We start from the raw sequence: 15,194 nt of genomic DNA on the forward strand, positions 1-15,194 counted from the left end.
AAGCGCCTCATCGATTCCCCCAAAAGAATCACTGGAGAATCATAACAGCCGCGCAGCGTTTTCACACAGCCAGGGTCATAAGCAGCCTATCGGCCCTCTGATTGCCGACTTCCGGTGCGGGCCGAGAGCGGACATCCTTGGCGCGACCTGCCGGGTTCGGGACAGGCCCACAACCGACCTTGCGCTCAAATTTTGCTCTTCGCCATATGGGGCACGATCTGTCGGCGCAATAGGAATCGGTCCGGTCAGGCTGGCTGGCCGGCCACTTTCGCGAGGTATCTGTTCCTCTGCATTTGGGTGAGGCCGGGTGACTGGCCTGACGCCCAAAGGGCGGCCAGCGACTCGGCCGAAGCGAGATGCTCCATCTCCGGCAGAGCGGCCGTCTCAAGCAACATCGCGATCCTCTTTCCCGCCTGAACAGCGTCCTCGCTATTTCGGCATGTCCACCAATAGTCGCTCGGCTTGTCCATAAACTCACCAATTCGCTTCCGCCAGTGCCCATCACCTGGGAAGATGCTCGGGTCGCGGTCCAGTTTGCCAAGCCGTATGCTCAGGTTGATCGTGATCAATAGGCGGGTCTTGTTGCTCATTTGGCTGCTCTGGAACTCGACAAGGAGCTTCGCGTCGCCGCGATCGGCCGAGAAGCGCAGCCCGTTCTTTCGGAATCCGCGCTTCTCGAGAAGTTCGGCTACGGACGCCGCGATGATCTTCTTCCAATCTTCGAGTGCCATCAGCCGACCTAAGCGCTGCAGGATGGCGCAGCTTCAGTGTTGCTGCGCGTGAGTTTCAGTCACGCCTTAGCAGCCACGACAGATGCCGCGAATTTTTGCGTCAATCTTCTTCTGCTCGTCGACCCACTCAGCAGGCCAATGTCCGCCTGCCCAAGGCAACTGCTTCCCGCCTGCAAAGTTGATGGGTAATGTAAAGGCGAAGCTATCGTCGCTCAACTCTGCGGGCGGCTCCGGAAATGGCTCCGCTCGCTCAATCATACTGAGGGCCGCCGTATCGAGTAACGCGGAGCCGGTGCTTTCCACCAGTTCTCTGGAAATCAGTTTTCCCTGCCGATCGATGACAAACTTGACCTTGGCCGTGCCACTTTGACCGGCCGCCCCGGGCGGAAACGTTCTCTTGCTAACTAACAGTATGACAATCTTCTTTTTCCACGCTTCGAGCGCACTTGCCTGAGCGCCGACACTTTCCGTTTGCGCATATGAGAAAGACGCCGAAGCCAATAGAAGTACGAACAGGCCGGCCAGCAAGGGGATTCTCGCGTTCATAAGCTGATGTCATCACACGCAAAGATAATTCATCACCAAGAATGCGATACGGCGCAGTCGCATAAAGCGCCCGTCCGCTATGGACGGGTGGGCGCTTCGGGTCAGAAGCACACCTACGGGGGGGTGACGGTATCGCGGTTCGTTCGTCAGCCCCCGGGACCGTCTTTCATGATGTAGCCCATCAGGCCGTCCACGTTGTGCTCCAGATCCCGGATGATGTTCTTGACGACGTCTCCGATCGAGATCACGCCCACGACCTTGCCCGCGTCCAATGCGGGCAGATGGCGAAAGCTGCGCTGAGCCATCATCGCCATGCAACCGTCCAGCGGATGGTCCGGCTTGACCGTCACCGGGTCGCGCGTCATTTACCTGGCTCACCGGCGTCTGCTTCGCATCGAACCCGGGCAGCAGCACCTTGATGGCGCAGTCACCTTGGGTGACGATGCCGACCAGCACGCCGTCGTCGATGACCAGCACCGACCGGCCCCGATTGTCGCGCATCTGGCGCAAGGCTTCGACGACCATGTCGCCGGAACGAACATGGATCAGGGCGCCGCTCTTCTGGGCCAGAGCGCTTCTGACTGTGCTCATCGATCTCCCTCTCGTGGGCTCTGCCCGACCCTGCCTTGATCAGGATAGTCGAAATATCTCACCTCGTCAGCACCGCGCCGATGCCGTCGGCCTGCCCACGAACCGAACTCGGTCAAGGGTCAAAAGCAGAGATCGGTGGACGTTTCTCGAAACGCCGGCCTCGGGCCGATCGCAGAAGTCCAGCGAGCCTGGAACGGCACCTTAGCCCGCCGGCGCGGGTTCTTCCCGAGTCGGGCACCCAATGGCGCATGGACGCGCCGCAGCGCGAGCGCTGCATGCATCGACTGCCCAGGAAATGAGCCGCTGCCTTCGCGAAGCCCGCGGCCCGGCGACCGCCCCGTTGTCAGCTGCCCTTTCAAGTCATTGAATGAGTTCGGACTTCGTCCGGCCTGCGGCGATGCCGGGGATTGTACACAATGGCATAGCGCTTGCTTCGTCTGTTGCGAGGCATTCTCGTGGAGAGGCAAGCGGCTGGTATGGCGAACTCATCTGCATCGGCAACCGCTACGATCACGGCCGAGCCGGAGCCGATCACGCTCGATCTCTCCAAGACCGCGCTGGTCATCATCGACATGCAGCGCGACTTCATGGAGCCGGGTGGATTCGGCGAGACGCTGGGCAACGACGTCTCGCAGCTCGCCCGTGCGGTTGTCCCGATTGCCAACGTGCTGGCGGCGGCACGCATGAGCGGCATGCTGGTGATCCATACGCGCGAGGGGCACGCGCCGGATCTCTCCGACGCGCCGCCGGCCAAGGTCGAGCGCGGCGCGCCGTCACTTCGCATCGGCGATCCCGGTCCGATGGGGCGCATCCTCATCCGCGGCGAGGCCGGCCACGACATCATTCCCGCGCTCTATCCTGTCGACGGCGAGGTCGTGATCGACAAGCCGGGGAAGGGCGCCTTCTACGCCACCGAACTCGGTGACGTGCTGAAGCATCACGGCGTCGAAAACCTGCTGGTGTGCGGCGTCACCACCGAGGTCTGCGTCAACACCACCGTGCGCGAGGCCAATGACCGCGGCTATCGCTGCGTCGTCATCTCCGACGGCTGCGCGTCCTACTTCCCGGAATTCCACGAGATGGGCCTGAAGATGATCAAGGCCCAGGGCGGCATCTTCGGCTGGGTCGCTGACTCCGCCGCGGTTCTGAAGGCCATGAGCTGAGAGAGAGCTGAGAGACGAGTCGAGACGAATGAGTTCGGTCATGTAGTCGCTGCAAGCAACAGGGGAGCAAGGCGATGAGCGGAAGCGGGACGGCAAGCTCGGTCAAGGCGGATTTCAAGCCGGTGCTGTGGACACCCGGCGACTGGAACGCGTTCTTCGGTTTCGGCACCAACATCCTCGTCAACATGCTCGTCCTCACCGGGCTGTTGCGCTTCGTGCTGAAGATGCCGGACAGCCTGGTGTTCGGCCGCATCCTGCCGGCGCTCGGCCTCATGATGTGCCTGTCGACCCTGTACTACGCCTTCCTCGCCTATCGCCTGGCGCAGAAGACCGGACGCAGCGACGTCTGCGCGCTGCCCTCGGGCGTCAGTGTCCCGCACATGTTCATCGTGACCTTCGTGATCATGCTGCCGATCACGCTCAAGACCGGCGATCCGCTGAAGGGCTGGTCGGCCGGGCTCGTCTGGGTGTTCTTCCAGAGCTTCATCCTGATGATCGGCGGCTTCGTCGCGCCCTATATCCGCAAGATCACGCCGCGGGCGGCGCTGCTCGGCACGCTGGCCGGCGTCTCGGTCACCTTCATCTCGATGCGGCCGGCGCTCGAGATGTACATGACGCCGCAGATCGGGCTGGTCTGCTTCGCGATCATTCTGGTGAGCTGGTTCGGCGGGGTGAAATATCCGAAGGGGCTGCCTGCCGGCCTGGTGGCGATCGCGGTCGGCATGATCATCGCGTGGGGCTCGAACCTGTTCGGCCTCGGTCTCGGCGGGCTCAGCGTCAAGGGCGTCGGGGACGCCTTTGCGAGCTTCGGCTTCTCGGTGCCGCTGCCGGCCTTCGGCACGGTGTTCTCCGGCTTCGAATATCTCGGGATCATCCTGGTGACTGCGATTCCGTTCGGCATCTACGACCTCGTCGAGGCGATGGACAATGTCGAGAGCGCGGAAGCCGCGGGCGACGAATATCCGACCACGCGGGTGCTGACCGCCGACGGCGTCGTCAGCCTGATCGGCTGCATGATGGGCAACCCCTTCATCAACGCCGTCTATATCGGCCATCCCGGCTGGAAGGCGATGGGCGGCCGCATCGGCTATTCGGCAGCGACCGGGCTGATGGTGATCGTGCTGTCCTGGCTCGGCATCATCTCGGTGCTGCTGGCGCTGGTGCCGGTGGTCGCGATCTCGCCGATCCTGCTCTACATCGGCATGCTGATCGGCGCGCAGGCGTTCCAGACCACGCCGGTCAAGCACGCGCCGGCGATCGTGCTCGCCTTCACGCCGCATCTCGCCGCCTGGGCCAAGCTGCAGATCGATACCATGCTGGCCTCGACGGTGGCCGCGGCGCAGAGCGTCGGCGGCCTCGCGGCCGACAAGGTCGATGCGGTCAAGACCGCCGCAATCGCGGCGCTGCCGCAGCAGGGCGTGCTGTATCACGGGCTCGAAGTGATGGGCGGCGGCTCGATCCTCGCCGGCCTCGTGCTCGGCGCGATCGGCGTGTTCGTGATCGAGCGCGACTTCATCAAGGCGGCGGCCTTCGCGCTCGCCGGCGCCGTCATGACCTATTTCGGCTTCATGCATGGCGAGGCCGTCGGCATCGGCGGCGGCTTCGGCGTCACGCCGGCGGTGGCGCTGGCCTATGCGGCTGTCGCAGGCGGGCTGTTCGCACTGGGGCGGCTCGGCACGTCCGAGAGCTACCTGGCGCATGCCGACATGCATGTGGCGCCGGCAGAATAGGTATCTTTTCAACGGGAACGACAACCGGCGGCATGGCCGCCGGTTATGATTTTCACGCGCCCGGCTGATCGAGATAATAGCGCAACAGCGCCTGGCCCGGCTCGGACAGCCATTCGGCCGCCCCGGTGACATAGCCTTCGATCAATCCCCTCGTGCCGACCAGATAGGTGATCGGCATCGCCGGCGTCGCGAAGATCGAGGCATCGGCATTGGCCGGATTGGTCGCTTGCGCATGCGGATCGGCGAAGGAGGCGCGGGGCATCGCGATCGCCTCGGCATAGCGGCGGATGCTCTTGATGTCGCGCCGGTCGGTGCAGATGGTCCAGACGTCGAGCGCCGGAATCCGCATCCGCTCGAGCCCGGCCAGCGTCGGCAGGTCGACCTTGCACGCCGCGCACCAGCTCGCCCAGAGATTGACCAGCGTGACATGGCCGGGCTTGGGCGCGAGCGTCACGTCCTTGCCGCCCATGTCCTGCAGCTTCAACGGCGGCAGCGCCTGGCGCGGCCGCTCGACGATGAACTGGGTGCGGCCGCTGCGGAACACCGGCGGGCTCGGGTCCTGTGCGCCGGCGCAAGCAGGCCTGCTTGTCAGCAGCAGCAGGCTGGCCGCGGCCAGCAGCAGATCGCGCCGTGCGGGCGCGCTCAAAGCCTCAGCCATGGACGTAGGCCCAGCCTTTGCGCTGCAGCTCGACGACGCGGCCGATGCCGAACGGCACCAGCCTGGCGCCGTCGATCAGCTGGATCGTGAGGTTCTCCTTGCTCTCCGCGATCGACTTCGACGAGGCGCACATGCTGAAGCCGATATGCGGATACATCTGCCGCAGCGCCGCGAGCGGCTCCTTGAGCGGTGATTTGTCGGCGCGAAATACGTCGATGCCGGTGCCGTTGGCGACGACCTCGATCGCGGGGGTCTGTCCGAGACTGCCGAAATGCCGCGTCAGATTGCCGGAATAGCTGATGGCGTGACCCATCACATGGGGGTCGTTGCGGTCGATCAGCACGACAATGCCGGCGCGATGCTGGGCGACGGCCGGGACGGCGGGGGCTGGGGCGCCGAGGGCTGTCGCGCCAGCGAGAAAGCCGCGGCGCGACACGTCAGGGATCGGTTCGCTCATCATGGCTTCCTTCAAAGCACGCGATGCGCCGGCGCTGGATGGCCAGCGCCGGCGATGCTCGGATCAGCCGCGCGGCGCGATCGGCGCCTTGCCGTTGCGGCCCCACAGTACGAACAGCGACAGCGCCAGCAGCAGGATGTTCAAGGGCGTGACTGCCGCTTCGCCGCGGGAGATGTGGAAGGCGAACGCGAACACCTGCAGCGTGGCACAGCCGATTGCGGCCAGCACGGTCAGGCGCGGCATGATGCGGGTCAGCGACGGCAACAGGATGCCGAGCCCGCCAGCCAGATCGATCAGGCCGATGGTGCGGACGAAGGCCACCGAATATTCGCCGGTCCACGGCATCATCTGGGCGAGTTCCTCGATCGGCGTGAAGACCTTGGTGACGCCGGCGAAGCAGAACAGGGCGAAGAGCAGGGTCTGGGCGACCCACAGGCCGATGCGCAGCGCCAGCGGGGGCTGGAGTGGGCTGAGATCGGTGGTCGATACGGTGCTGGACATCGTCGGAGCTCCAAATGAAAAGGTGCCCGACATTGATAATTTCTTCTGGTTTGATCATTATGCTTTTCGTTAAGCCATCATTTTCTATGGGTTGATGATAAGTGGATACGCTGGTCAGTATTCGGGTATTCTGCCAGGTCGCGGAGCTCAAGAGCTTCGCGGCCGCCGCCGATCGCCTGGGGCTTTCGCCGGCGATGGCCTCCAAGCATGTCATGCAGCTGGAGCAGCGGCTCTCGACCCGGCTGCTCAACCGCACCAGCCGGCGGGTCGGCCTGACCGAGGCCGGCCAAGTCTATTTCGACCAGGTGCGGCCGATGCTGGAGTCTCTCGACGAGGTCGAGGCCGTCGTCAGCAAGGCGACCGTGATCCCCCGCGGCACCCTGAAGGTCAGCGCGCCGGTATGGTTCGCCAATCCGCTGTTTGCCGGCACGCTCGCAGCGTACCGCGCGCGCTATCCGGACGTGGTGATCGATCTCGATCTCAGCGGACGCCTGGTCAATCTCGTCGACGAGGGGTTTGATCTGGCGCTGCGCGTCTCGGCCACGCCCGGCGATGGGCTGATCGCGCGGCCGCTGTCGCCGGTGCTGATGCAGCTCGTCGCCGCGCCGAGCTATCTCGCCGCCGCCGGGCGGCCGAAGGCGGTGGCCGATCTCAATGGCCATGCAATGCTGAAATACGCGTTGTACCCGCTGCGGGCCATGATCCTGCCGACCGGGGACGGTGAGGTGACGGTCAACTTCAACGAGGTGCTGATCAGCGGCAACGAGACGCTCCTGCATCACGCCGCTGTCGCCGGCATGGGCATGGCGGTGCTGCCGCGCTGGCTGATGGCCGACGACCTCGCCAGCGGCCGGCTCGAGACGGTGCTGCCGGAGATGCTGACGATCAAAGCGCCGCTGATGGCGGTCTATCCCAGCCGAAAATATCTCTCCGCCAAGGTCCGCACCTTCATCGACTTCATCGCCGCCGATCCCCTGATGAAGCAGGCCTCGGACGGACCTCTAGCCGCGATCGATCCGACGGCGGCGGGGGTGAGAAAGGGACGGAAGGCAGGATCTTGAGCATATTGGGTCGCCGGAGGTCTCCATGCCGTCATGGCCGGCCACGACGCGTAACCCATGGCACGGCTCGTTCGTAAGCGGCGTTCTGCAAGCTCGAACGACTGCCTGATAGCTCGCGAGACCTTGCCCGCTCACGGCCGCACCGCCGGCGCCTCCACCGGCATCCCTTGCGCCCGGGACATCAGATACAGCTCCAGCGCGATCATGTCGGGGGCGTCGAAATCGTAGGCCTGGGCGCGCACCCCGGTCATGCAGCCGCGCAGGCGGCGCTGCAGCGAGCCCATGCCTTGCCATTCCAGCCGGTAGATCGGATAGCCCGTCGGCTGTCCCTGCGTGATCGCGGAGCCGGCGAGATGCTTGCTCCAATTGTCATCGTGACAATTGGTGCAGGCGAGATTGAGCTGGCCCTGCCGCTGAAAAAACAGCTCGCGACCGCGCGCGATGAAGGGCTTGAGCCGCGGATCGTCGCCAGCGGTGATCGGCATCCCGCGCGATTGCTTCGCGATCAGCGCCGTCAGTGCCAGCAGCTCGCGGCTCTCTGCTGCGAACGGCGCCGCCTCCTGATGCTGTTTGCGGCAGAGATTGACGCGCTGGCCGAGATCGACCGGCGCACCGCTGGTGGCATTGAAGGCGGGATAGCGCGCGGCGACGCCCTTCATGCTGACATCGACCGGGCCATGACAATCGCCGCACGCCTTGTTGGCCGTGCCTGCCTTCGTCGTCCACAGCGCCTCACCGTCGAGCACCGACAGCATCGCCGGATTGGCGGTGTCGTCGTCCTGCATCGCCCTGGTGTCCGACGACATGAAGTCATAGCCGGAGCGGCGCTCGGACTCAGCGATCTCGCCGGCAAGCACGGGCAAGGTCAGGACGATTGCCGTGACGACAGTGAGAAACGCAGACCGCATCATTCGATCGTGATCGCGGCGGCGGTGGTGGCGACGAACCCGTTGTCGCCGATCCATTCGAACTCGAAGCGGCCGCTCTCGGTAGCCGTGGTGAAGAACGACAGGAACGGATTGGCCGCGATGGCCGGATAGAGATCGGCGCGAAAGATCTCGGTGCCGTTGAAGCGGCAGGTGAAGCTGGTGATGATGTCGCGCGGGATGGCTTCGCCTGCGGCCGTATGGCGATAGCCCGGCTCCATGACGTGGCTCATCAGCGTCTTGATCTCGATGACGGCGCCGCGCTTGGCCTTGGCGGGAACGTTGACGAGGGCGGCAGGCATCACGGCATCTCCTCGGTGCAGGCGGCCAAGGTCACGATGACGTCGGCGCTCGCCGACCAGAACGAGCCGTCGGAGAGCTTTGCGATCGCCACGACCTTCTGGGTGTCGGCGAGCCGGATGCGCGTCGTGACCTGGGCGCGGCCGGCGCTGGCCGTCAGGTGAAAGCTGGCGACGTTGGGCTGCGGGTTCTTCTCGTTGAAGACGTGGATGCTCTTGACGAAATCGTCAGGCGTCATCGGGTGATCGACGCTGACGGTCATCGGCACGGTGTTGCCGTTCTCGACCAGCGGCGGGATGTCGAGTCGGATCTTGCCGGCGTTCACCTTTGCCTCGCCGACGAGGTTGCGGATCGCGGACGCCAGCATCGCCGGGGTCGCCTGCGCAGGCCGGACCGTGATCAGCGGCAGTGCGCCCGCGGCGGTCAGCGTTCCCGCCAGTTGCAGCAGGTGGCGGCGGGACATGTGGGACGGTTCGAACATGCCGGTCATATGGGCTCACTCGCGCAAGGTCGCGAGATAGGCGACGATGTCTTCGATCTGCTCTGCCGACAGGATCGGCTTGTCGCGCCAGGCGGAACCGACGCGCGTCAGCCCGTCAATGCGATAATAGGACGGCATGATCGTTTCCGGATTGAGCCTGGAGGCATCGACCAGCCGCAAGCGGAGCTGCGGGATCGTCGAACGGCTGCCGGCCCCGGCAAGGCTGGGTGCGAGATCGCCCTGGAAGTGCGCTTCCGGAAACGGGCCGGAGTGACAGAGGATGCAGGTCGAGCTGCGCGCGACGACGAGTGCGCGGCCGCGGGTGGCGTCGCCGGGCCGTCCGGTGAGGGACGAGGCGATGCCGTCGCCGGTGATCGTAGCGGGCGCGAGTGTCTGCGCCGCGACAGCGGCGGGCAGGGCGGCCACGAGCGCGGCGATGACAAGGCTAGCCGAAGGCATCGTGGGTCAGCGCCTTAAACCAGGCCGTCGCCGCGGCGGCCTCACGCGCGCGCGTCTCGCGCGATGCGTCGACCGGGCTGGCCCGTCCGCCCTCGATCTCGGCGAAGATGTCTCCCTTGGGCTGGTAGACGCCGGCGAGCGAGAATGCGTCGTCCGGCGCGACGATGCTGTAACAGATGCCGGTCAGCGGCGGCGGCTCCGACCGCCGTCCCGTCAGATCGCGCACGATCACGGCCGCGCACGCCTTGCCCTGCGCCTGGGCGGCGCCGGCCGATTTCGGGATGCCGCCGCCGAGACAGGCGTCGCCGATGACATGGACGTCGGGGACGAGCTTCGAGGCGAAGGTCGCGGCATCGATCGGGCACCAGCCGGTGCGGTCGGCCGCGCCGGCGAGGGCGGCAATGCGGCCGGCCTTCTGCGGCGGGATGATGTTGGTCACATCGGGATTGTAATTGCCGAACTCGGTGACGACGGTACGCGTGGCGATCTCGACGCCGGTGACGCGGCCGCCCTGCGACAGCGGAATGCGCTCGATCATGCCGGGGTAGAGCTGCTGCCACGCCTGCTCGAACAGCTTCTGCTGCGAGAAGCTGTCCTTGGCATCGAGGATCAGCACCTTCGACTTCGGCTTGTGCGCCTTGAGATAATGCGCGATCAGGCTGGCGCGTTCGTAAGGCGCGGGCGGACAGCGCGACGGATTGGCCGGGACGGCGATCGCGACGGTGCCGCCATCCGGCATCGCCTCGATCTGCGTCCGCAGCAGCAGCGTCTGCTCGCCGGCCTTGTAGGCGTGCGGCATGACCGCGGAGGCGGCCTCGTCGTAGCCTTGCAGGGCTGTGAAATCGAGGTCGATGCCGGGCGCCAGCACGAGGCGGTCATAGGCCAGCGCGCTGCCGTCGGCGAGCGTCACCTTGTGGGCGGGCGCATCGACCGCCGTGGCCGCCCGCAGCACAGTGCTCACGCCTTCGGCTGCGATCTTGTCATAGCCGAACTGCTGGGCACTGATATCGCGCAGGCTAGCGATGACCTCGTTGCTGAGCGGACACGCCGTGAAGGTCGTGTTGGCCTCGACCAGCGTGACGTCGAGCTTGCCATCGGCTTGGCGCAGCGCGCGGGCGCAACTGGCGCCGCCGAAGCCGCCGCCGATCACGACGACGCGCGCCATCGCTTGTGCGCGCAGCACGGCAGGGGCGGCGATCATGGCAACTGACGCCGCGATCAGGCCGCCGACCTCTCTGCGCGTGCGCTGCCGGGACATCGTCATCATCCTGCAATAGCACGGCGCCAGCCATTGTTCCCAACGGCCGCCGCCACGCGGGTCATGCGAAGGTGATGTTCTGGTCGCGCAGTGGCAACGAGCGGATGCGTTTCCCAGTGGCGGCAAAATACGCATTCAGCACGGCGGGCGCGGCGACGCCGATGGTCGGCTCGCCGACGCCGCCCCAGAAGCCGCCGCTCGGGATCATGATCGCTTCCACCTTCGGCATCTCGGCGATGCGCATCGAGTTGTAGCTGTCGAAGTTGGTCTCGACGATCCGTCCGTCCTTCACGGTGCAGCCGCCGTAGAACAGCGCCGAGAGGCCGTAGACGAACGAGCCGGCGATCTGCCGCTCCACCTGCGCCGGGTTGACGACGTAGCCGGGATCGGTCGAGGCGACGATGCGGTGGATCTTGATCTTGCTGCCGTCGATCACCGAGATCTCGGCAGCACCCGCGACGTAGCTGCCATAGCCGTGCAGTTGAGCGAGGCCACGGGACACGCCGTCCGGCGCCGGCGTGCCCCAGCCGATCTTCTCCGCGACAGCGTTGAGCACCGCGAGATGCTTGGGATGATCGGCCATCAGCTTGCGGCGGAAGTCCAGCGGATCCTGGCCGGCCGCATCGGCGAGCTCGTCCATGAAGCATTCGAGATAGATCGCGTTCTGGTTCACGTTGACGCCGCGCCAGAAGCCCGGATTGATGTGCGGGTTGCGCATTGCGTGTTCGATCAGCAAATTCGGCACGGAGTAGCCGATCGTGGCTTCGCCCGATGGTGCGAGCCCCTGGAAGGTCGCGGGGTCCTTGCCGTTGACCAGCGCGTCGGGCCGCAGGCTGAACAGGATCGACTGGCCGGAGATGCGCATGTGCAGTGCCGTCAGATTGTTGTCGGCGTCGAAGCCGCCGGTCAGCTTGCACTGCGTGATCGGGTGATAGCGGCCATGGGTCATGTCCTCCTCGCGCGACCACAACAGCTTGATCGGCGTGCCCGGCATCTCCTTGGCGATCTTCACCGCCTGGCGGACATAGTCGGTCTGGCCGCGCCGGCCGAAGCCGCCGCCGAGGATCAGCTTGTGCACCTCGCATTTGTCGGCGGGCAGCCCTGAGGCTTCCAGAACCGCGGCGAACGCCGCCTCGCCGTTCTGCGTGCCGCACCACACCTCGCATCGCTCGGGCGTGTAGAGCGCCGTGGCGTTCATCGGCTCCATCGTGGCGTGGTTCTGATAGGGATAGTTGTAGACGGCCTCGACCTTCCTGACGGCGCTCGCCAGCGCCGCCTTGGCGTCGCCGTTCTCGTTGCCGACAAAGGCGGGGCCGGACTCCAATCCTTCCGCGAGCCATTTGGCGATCGAGGCCGAGGAGACCTTGGCGTTCTCGCCTTCGTCCCACACGATCGGCAGCGCATCGAGCGCCGTCTTCGCGTGCCACCAGGTGTCGGCGACCACGGCCACGGCGGTGCCATCGATCGCGACCACCTTCTTGACGCCCTTCATGCCGGCGATCTTGGCCTCGTCATAGCTCTTCAGCTTGCCGCCGGTGACCGGACAGTCCTTGATCGCGGCGTTGAGCATGTTCGGCAGCTTCATGTCGGCGCCGTAGATCATCGCGCCGGTGACCTTGTCGGCGGTGTCGAGCCGTCTCACGCCCTTGCCGATCAGGGTCCAGTCCTTCGGATCCTTCAGCTTGACGTCGGCAGGCGGCGTCAGCTTCGCGGCGGCTTCCGCCACCTTGCCGTAGGTCGTCGTGCGGCCCGACGCCTTGTGGGTGATGACGCTGTTGGCGGCGGTGCATTCGGCCGCCGGAACCTTCCATTCGTCGGCGGCCGCCTGGATCAGCATCATGCGCGCGGCGGCGCCGCCCTTGCGGACGTAGTCCTGCGACGAGCGGATGCCGCGGCTGCCGCCGGTGGAGAAATCGCCCCACACGCGCTTGCGGGCGACGTTCTGGCCGGGCGTCGGATATTCGGTCGTCACCTTGCTCCAGTCGCAGGCAAGCTCTTCCGCGACGAGCTGGGCGAGCCCGGTCAGCGAGCCCTGGCCCATTTCCGAGCGGGCGATGCGGATCACCACGGTGTCGTCGGGCCGGACGACGACCCATGCATTGACCTCGGGTGAGCCATCGGCTGCGCGCACCACCTGCGGGCCGCCGAAGGGGATATCGAGGCCGAGGGCGAGGCCGCCGCCGAGCGCGGCGGTGCCGATGACGAAGGCGCGGCGGTCGAGGCGCGGCGTCACATGCTGGTTCATGTCGGCCTCCTCAGGCGTTGGCCGCGGCGTGGATCGCCTCGCGCACCTGCGCGAAGGTTCCACAGCGGCAGATGTTGGTGATGGCGTCGTTGATGTCCTGATCGCTCGGCTTCGGATTGTCCTTGAGCAGTGCCGCGACGGCCATGATCATGCCGCTCTGGCAGTAGCCGCATTGCGGAACGTCGTTCTCCACCCAGGCCTGCTGCACCTTGTGCAGCCCGTTGTCGCTCGCGAGCCCCTCGATGGTGGTGATCTGCTTGCCCTGGGCCTCGGAGACGGTGACGCCACAGGAGCGCACGGCCGCGCCGTCGAGATGCACGGTGCAGGCGCCGCATTGTGCAATGCCGCAGCCATATTTGGTGCCGGTCAGTCCGGCGTTCTCGCGGATCGCCCACAGCAGCGGCGTGTCGGGCTCGACGTCCAGAGTATAGGATTGTCCGTTGATCGTGAGGTTTGCCATCGCAGATCCCTTTCGTTCAACTCGCCAGTTGAACAGAGGGCGGCAATGTGGCGCGAACGTTTGCATCCTTCAAATCAAGAATATGCGTTTGCCGCGCGGGAAGATTTGTGATGAGCCGGGGTTGTAGTTGCTTCGGCTCATGGGCCGCGCGGCGGAGCTACGGCAAGCCGCAGAAAGCTCATCACGCTGCCCAGCGCGGCGAAACCTGCGCCGAGGGCCAAGGCAAGGGTGGCTCCGTCGTGCCCCGCAAGGCTGAAGCACAAGGCGGCCAGCGCCGCGCCGGTGGTCTGACCGGTCAACCGGGCCGTGGCGACGATGCCGCTGGCGCCGCCGCTGCGATGGGGCGGGGCGCTCGACATGATAGCCTTCATGTTCGGCGCCTGGAAGAAGCCGAACCCGATGCCGCAGATCAGCATGCGCCAGACGATGTTGGCGACGCTCGGGTTCTCGGGCAGCATGGCGAGCAGGGCCATGCCGGATCCGAGCATCACCAGGCCGATGCCGCCGAGCAGGCCGGCGGGAAAACGGTCCGACAGCCGCCCGGCGATCGGGGCCATGATCGTGACCGCGAGCGGCCAGGGTGTCATGAAGAACCCGGTCTCGACCTGCGAACGCTGGAGAATGTCCTCGAAATAGAACGGCAGCGACACGAAGCCGAGGCCCTGCACCGAGAAGGAGCAAACCGCGGTCGCCGCCGACAGCGCGAAAACCCCGCGGCGGAACAGATCGATCGGCAGCATCGGCGCCGGGTGGTCGGCCTGGCGGCGGGTCAGGATGACGCCGAGCACGAGCGCGCCGACAAGCTCTGCCAACACCATGGCCGGCGTCGCGCCATGCGCTGCGCTGCCGATGCCGGTGATGAACAGGCCGAGGCAGAGCGCAGCGAGCCCGGCGCCGAGAAAGTCGAAGCCATGCTCGGCGCGCGGCGTTCGCGGCAGCATCTTCATGCCGATCGCGATGGCGATCAGGCCGAAGGGGAGGTTGATCGCAAACAGCCAAGGCCAGGAGCCGAGCGAGAGAATGGCGGACGCAATGGTCGGGCCGAAGGTGAAGGAGATGCCGACCACGAGCGCGTTGTGGCCGAGGCCGCGTCCGAGCATCTTTCCGGGATAGACGAAGCGCACCAGCGCGGTGTTGACGCTCATGATGCCGCTGGCGCCGAGGCCCTGCAATGCGCGGGCGACGACCAGGGTCGGTAGCGACCACGCCAGCGCGCAGCCGACCGAGGCCAGCGTGAACAGCAGGAGGCCGCCGAGATAGATGCGCTGATGGCCGACGATCTCGCCGAGCGCGCCGAGCGGCAGCAAGGTCGCCACCAGCGCGATCTGGTAGATGTTGACCACCCAGACCACCTCGGCCGGGGAGACGTGGAGATCGGCCGAGATCGACGGCAGCGCGATGTTGGCGATGGCGACGTCGAGCGAGGCCATCGACAGCGCGGTGAAGATCGCCGCGATCGCCCAGGGACGCTGGCCCGGCGGCAGGCCGTCGGCGGTGCCGTCGCCGGCGAGCCTCGAAGCGTGGTGGCGGTTGGACATGGAGACCTTTGGAGACCTTCGGTTCGCGGGGCGCGTCCGGATCAGCATGTACACGGGAGCAGGCGAGCGCCCCAGCCGTCGCGGGCGCA

General features: G+C 65.9%; 17 protein-coding genes and 1 pseudogene. 3 read left to right on the forward strand and 15 right to left on the reverse strand.

All coding sequences use genetic code 11. The annotated features are described in order from the left end of the window. Window positions 1-245: 245 nt before the first annotated feature. The 4 genes and pseudogenes from ACQR0U_RS16025 to ACQR0U_RS16040 all read right to left on the reverse strand — a co-directional run. Window positions 246-731, reverse strand: a complete 486-nt coding sequence (locus ACQR0U_RS16025; protein ID WP_434843584.1) for a DUF4304 domain-containing protein — start codon at window positions 729-731, stop codon at window positions 246-248. A 66-nt stretch (window positions 732-797) separates the two neighbouring features. Then, on the reverse strand, window positions 798-1,259 hold the full coding sequence (locus ACQR0U_RS16030; RefSeq protein WP_316225084.1) for an energy transducer TonB family protein: 462 nt from the start codon (window positions 1,257-1,259) through the stop codon (window positions 798-800). 164 nt (window positions 1,260-1,423) lie between these two features. Then, window positions 1,424-1,642: a CBS domain-containing protein gene (locus tag ACQR0U_RS16035; protein WP_315754236.1), complete on the reverse strand. Its 219-nt coding sequence runs from the start codon at window positions 1,640-1,642 to the stop codon at window positions 1,424-1,426. 118 nt (window positions 1,643-1,760) lie between these two features. Next, window positions 1,761-1,868: pseudogene (locus ACQR0U_RS16040) on the reverse strand (CBS domain-containing protein); the annotation flags it as partial. A gap of 476 nt (window positions 1,869-2,344) precedes the next feature. On the opposite strand from ACQR0U_RS16040, the gene ACQR0U_RS16045 reads away from it, so the two are divergent. Together ACQR0U_RS16045 and ACQR0U_RS16050 are read left to right on the forward strand one after the other, a co-directional pair. Continuing rightward, window positions 2,345-3,031, forward strand: coding sequence for a cysteine hydrolase family protein (locus ACQR0U_RS16045; protein WP_316170634.1), 687 nt, complete (start codon window positions 2,345-2,347; stop codon window positions 3,029-3,031). A gap of 74 nt (window positions 3,032-3,105) precedes the next feature. Next, a complete protein-coding gene (locus ACQR0U_RS16050; protein WP_316170633.1) occupies window positions 3,106-4,761 on the forward strand; it encodes a regulator in 1,656 nt (551 codons plus the stop codon). 52 nt (window positions 4,762-4,813) lie between these two features. On the opposite strand, the gene ACQR0U_RS16055 is transcribed toward ACQR0U_RS16050, so the two are convergent. The 3 genes from ACQR0U_RS16055 to ACQR0U_RS16065 form a co-directional block, all read right to left on the reverse strand. Then, window positions 4,814-5,305, reverse strand: a complete 492-nt coding sequence (locus ACQR0U_RS16055) for a TlpA disulfide reductase family protein (protein ID WP_434843596.1) — start codon at window positions 5,303-5,305, stop codon at window positions 4,814-4,816. Window positions 5,306-5,411: 106 nt separating this feature from the next. Continuing rightward, window positions 5,412-5,876 (reverse strand): DsrE family protein, encoded by a 465-nt coding sequence (locus ACQR0U_RS16060; protein ID WP_315715677.1) that lies wholly within the window; start codon window positions 5,874-5,876, stop codon window positions 5,412-5,414. A gap of 63 nt (window positions 5,877-5,939) precedes the next feature. Further along, entirely contained in the window at window positions 5,940-6,377 is a 438-nt protein-coding gene (locus tag ACQR0U_RS16065) for a DoxX family protein (protein ID WP_434843583.1), read from the reverse strand. Window positions 6,378-6,478: 101 nt separating this feature from the next. Between ACQR0U_RS16065 and ACQR0U_RS16070 the strand changes: the two genes are divergently transcribed. Further along, entirely contained in the window at window positions 6,479-7,438 is a 960-nt protein-coding gene (locus ACQR0U_RS16070; protein ID WP_316170631.1) for a LysR family transcriptional regulator, read from the forward strand. A 131-nt stretch (window positions 7,439-7,569) separates the two neighbouring features. Here the strand turns inward: ACQR0U_RS16070 and soxA are convergent, their stop codons facing one another. The 8 genes from soxA to ACQR0U_RS16110 form a co-directional block, all read right to left on the reverse strand. Then, complete coding sequence (gene soxA, locus ACQR0U_RS16075) at window positions 7,570-8,346, reverse strand: sulfur oxidation c-type cytochrome SoxA (protein ID WP_434843582.1); 777 nt, start codon at window positions 8,344-8,346, stop codon at window positions 7,570-7,572. Next, entirely contained in the window at window positions 8,346-8,666 is a 321-nt protein-coding gene (gene soxZ / locus ACQR0U_RS16080) for a thiosulfate oxidation carrier complex protein SoxZ (RefSeq protein WP_315715681.1), read from the reverse strand. Before soxZ ends, soxA begins: the two co-directional genes overlap by 1 nt. Continuing rightward, entirely contained in the window at window positions 8,666-9,154 is a 489-nt protein-coding gene (locus ACQR0U_RS16085; protein ID WP_434872184.1) for a SoxY-related AACIE arm protein, read from the reverse strand. The genes soxZ and ACQR0U_RS16085 overlap by 1 nt, the downstream gene beginning before the upstream one ends. Before the next feature lie 6 nt (window positions 9,155-9,160). Further along, a complete protein-coding gene (soxX, locus tag ACQR0U_RS16090) occupies window positions 9,161-9,604 on the reverse strand; it encodes a sulfur oxidation c-type cytochrome SoxX (RefSeq protein ID WP_434843581.1) in 444 nt (147 codons plus the stop codon). Beyond that, complete coding sequence (locus ACQR0U_RS16095) at window positions 9,591-10,868, reverse strand: FCSD flavin-binding domain-containing protein (protein ID WP_434843595.1); 1,278 nt, start codon at window positions 10,866-10,868, stop codon at window positions 9,591-9,593. The genes soxX and ACQR0U_RS16095 overlap by 14 nt, the downstream gene beginning before the upstream one ends. 55 nt (window positions 10,869-10,923) lie before the next feature. After that, window positions 10,924-13,107, reverse strand: coding sequence for a molybdopterin cofactor-binding domain-containing protein (locus ACQR0U_RS16100; RefSeq protein WP_434843580.1), 2,184 nt, complete (start codon window positions 13,105-13,107; stop codon window positions 10,924-10,926). A gap of 10 nt (window positions 13,108-13,117) precedes the next feature. Next, entirely contained in the window at window positions 13,118-13,567 is a 450-nt protein-coding gene (locus tag ACQR0U_RS16105) for a (2Fe-2S)-binding protein (protein ID WP_315715685.1), read from the reverse strand. 137 nt (window positions 13,568-13,704) lie between these two features. Beyond that, on the reverse strand, window positions 13,705-15,105 hold the full coding sequence (locus ACQR0U_RS16110; RefSeq protein ID WP_434842225.1) for an MFS transporter: 1,401 nt from the start codon (window positions 15,103-15,105) through the stop codon (window positions 13,705-13,707). Between the last annotated feature and the right edge of the window lie 89 nt (window positions 15,106-15,194).

It is taken from the genome of Bradyrhizobium sp. HKCCYLRH3097, from assembly GCF_051167875.1.
In the GTDB taxonomy this organism is placed as follows: Bacteria; Pseudomonadota; Alphaproteobacteria; order Rhizobiales; family Xanthobacteraceae; genus Bradyrhizobium.

What these genes read in the sequence shown, in the direction of transcription:
- ACQR0U_RS16025 (WP_434843584.1), bottom strand. Translation starts at nt 731, where the DNA reads ATGGCACTCGAAGATTGGAAGAAGATCATCGCGGCGTCCGTAGCCGAA.
- ACQR0U_RS16035 (WP_315754236.1), bottom strand. Translation starts at nt 1,642, where the DNA reads ATGACGCGCGACCCGGTGACGGTCAAGCCGGACCATCCGCTGGACGGT.
- ACQR0U_RS16045 (WP_316170634.1), top strand. Translation starts at nt 2,345, where the DNA reads ATGGCGAACTCATCTGCATCGGCAACCGCTACGATCACGGCCGAGCCG.
- ACQR0U_RS16050 (WP_316170633.1), top strand. Translation starts at nt 3,106, where the DNA reads ATGAGCGGAAGCGGGACGGCAAGCTCGGTCAAGGCGGATTTCAAGCCG.
- ACQR0U_RS16060 (WP_315715677.1), bottom strand. Translation starts at nt 5,876, where the DNA reads ATGAGCGAACCGATCCCTGACGTGTCGCGCCGCGGCTTTCTCGCTGGC.
- ACQR0U_RS16065 (WP_434843583.1), bottom strand. Translation starts at nt 6,377, where the DNA reads ATGTCCAGCACCGTATCGACCACCGATCTCAGCCCACTCCAGCCCCCG.
- soxA (WP_434843582.1), bottom strand. Translation starts at nt 8,346, where the DNA reads ATGCGGTCTGCGTTTCTCACTGTCGTCACGGCAATCGTCCTGACCTTG.
- soxZ (WP_315715681.1), bottom strand. Translation starts at nt 8,666, where the DNA reads ATGCCTGCCGCCCTCGTCAACGTTCCCGCCAAGGCCAAGCGCGGCGCC.
- ACQR0U_RS16085 (WP_434872184.1), bottom strand. Translation starts at nt 9,154, where the DNA reads ATGACCGGCATGTTCGAACCGTCCCACATGTCCCGCCGCCACCTGCTG.
- soxX (WP_434843581.1), bottom strand. Translation starts at nt 9,604, where the DNA reads ATGCCTTCGGCTAGCCTTGTCATCGCCGCGCTCGTGGCCGCCCTGCCC.
- ACQR0U_RS16095 (WP_434843595.1), bottom strand. Translation starts at nt 10,868, where the DNA reads ATGACGATGTCCCGGCAGCGCACGCGCAGAGAGGTCGGCGGCCTGATC.
- ACQR0U_RS16100 (WP_434843580.1), bottom strand. Translation starts at nt 13,107, where the DNA reads ATGAACCAGCATGTGACGCCGCGCCTCGACCGCCGCGCCTTCGTCATC.
- ACQR0U_RS16105 (WP_315715685.1), bottom strand. Translation starts at nt 13,567, where the DNA reads ATGGCAAACCTCACGATCAACGGACAATCCTATACTCTGGACGTCGAG.
- ACQR0U_RS16110 (WP_434842225.1), bottom strand. Translation starts at nt 15,105, where the DNA reads ATGTCCAACCGCCACCACGCTTCGAGGCTCGCCGGCGACGGCACCGCC.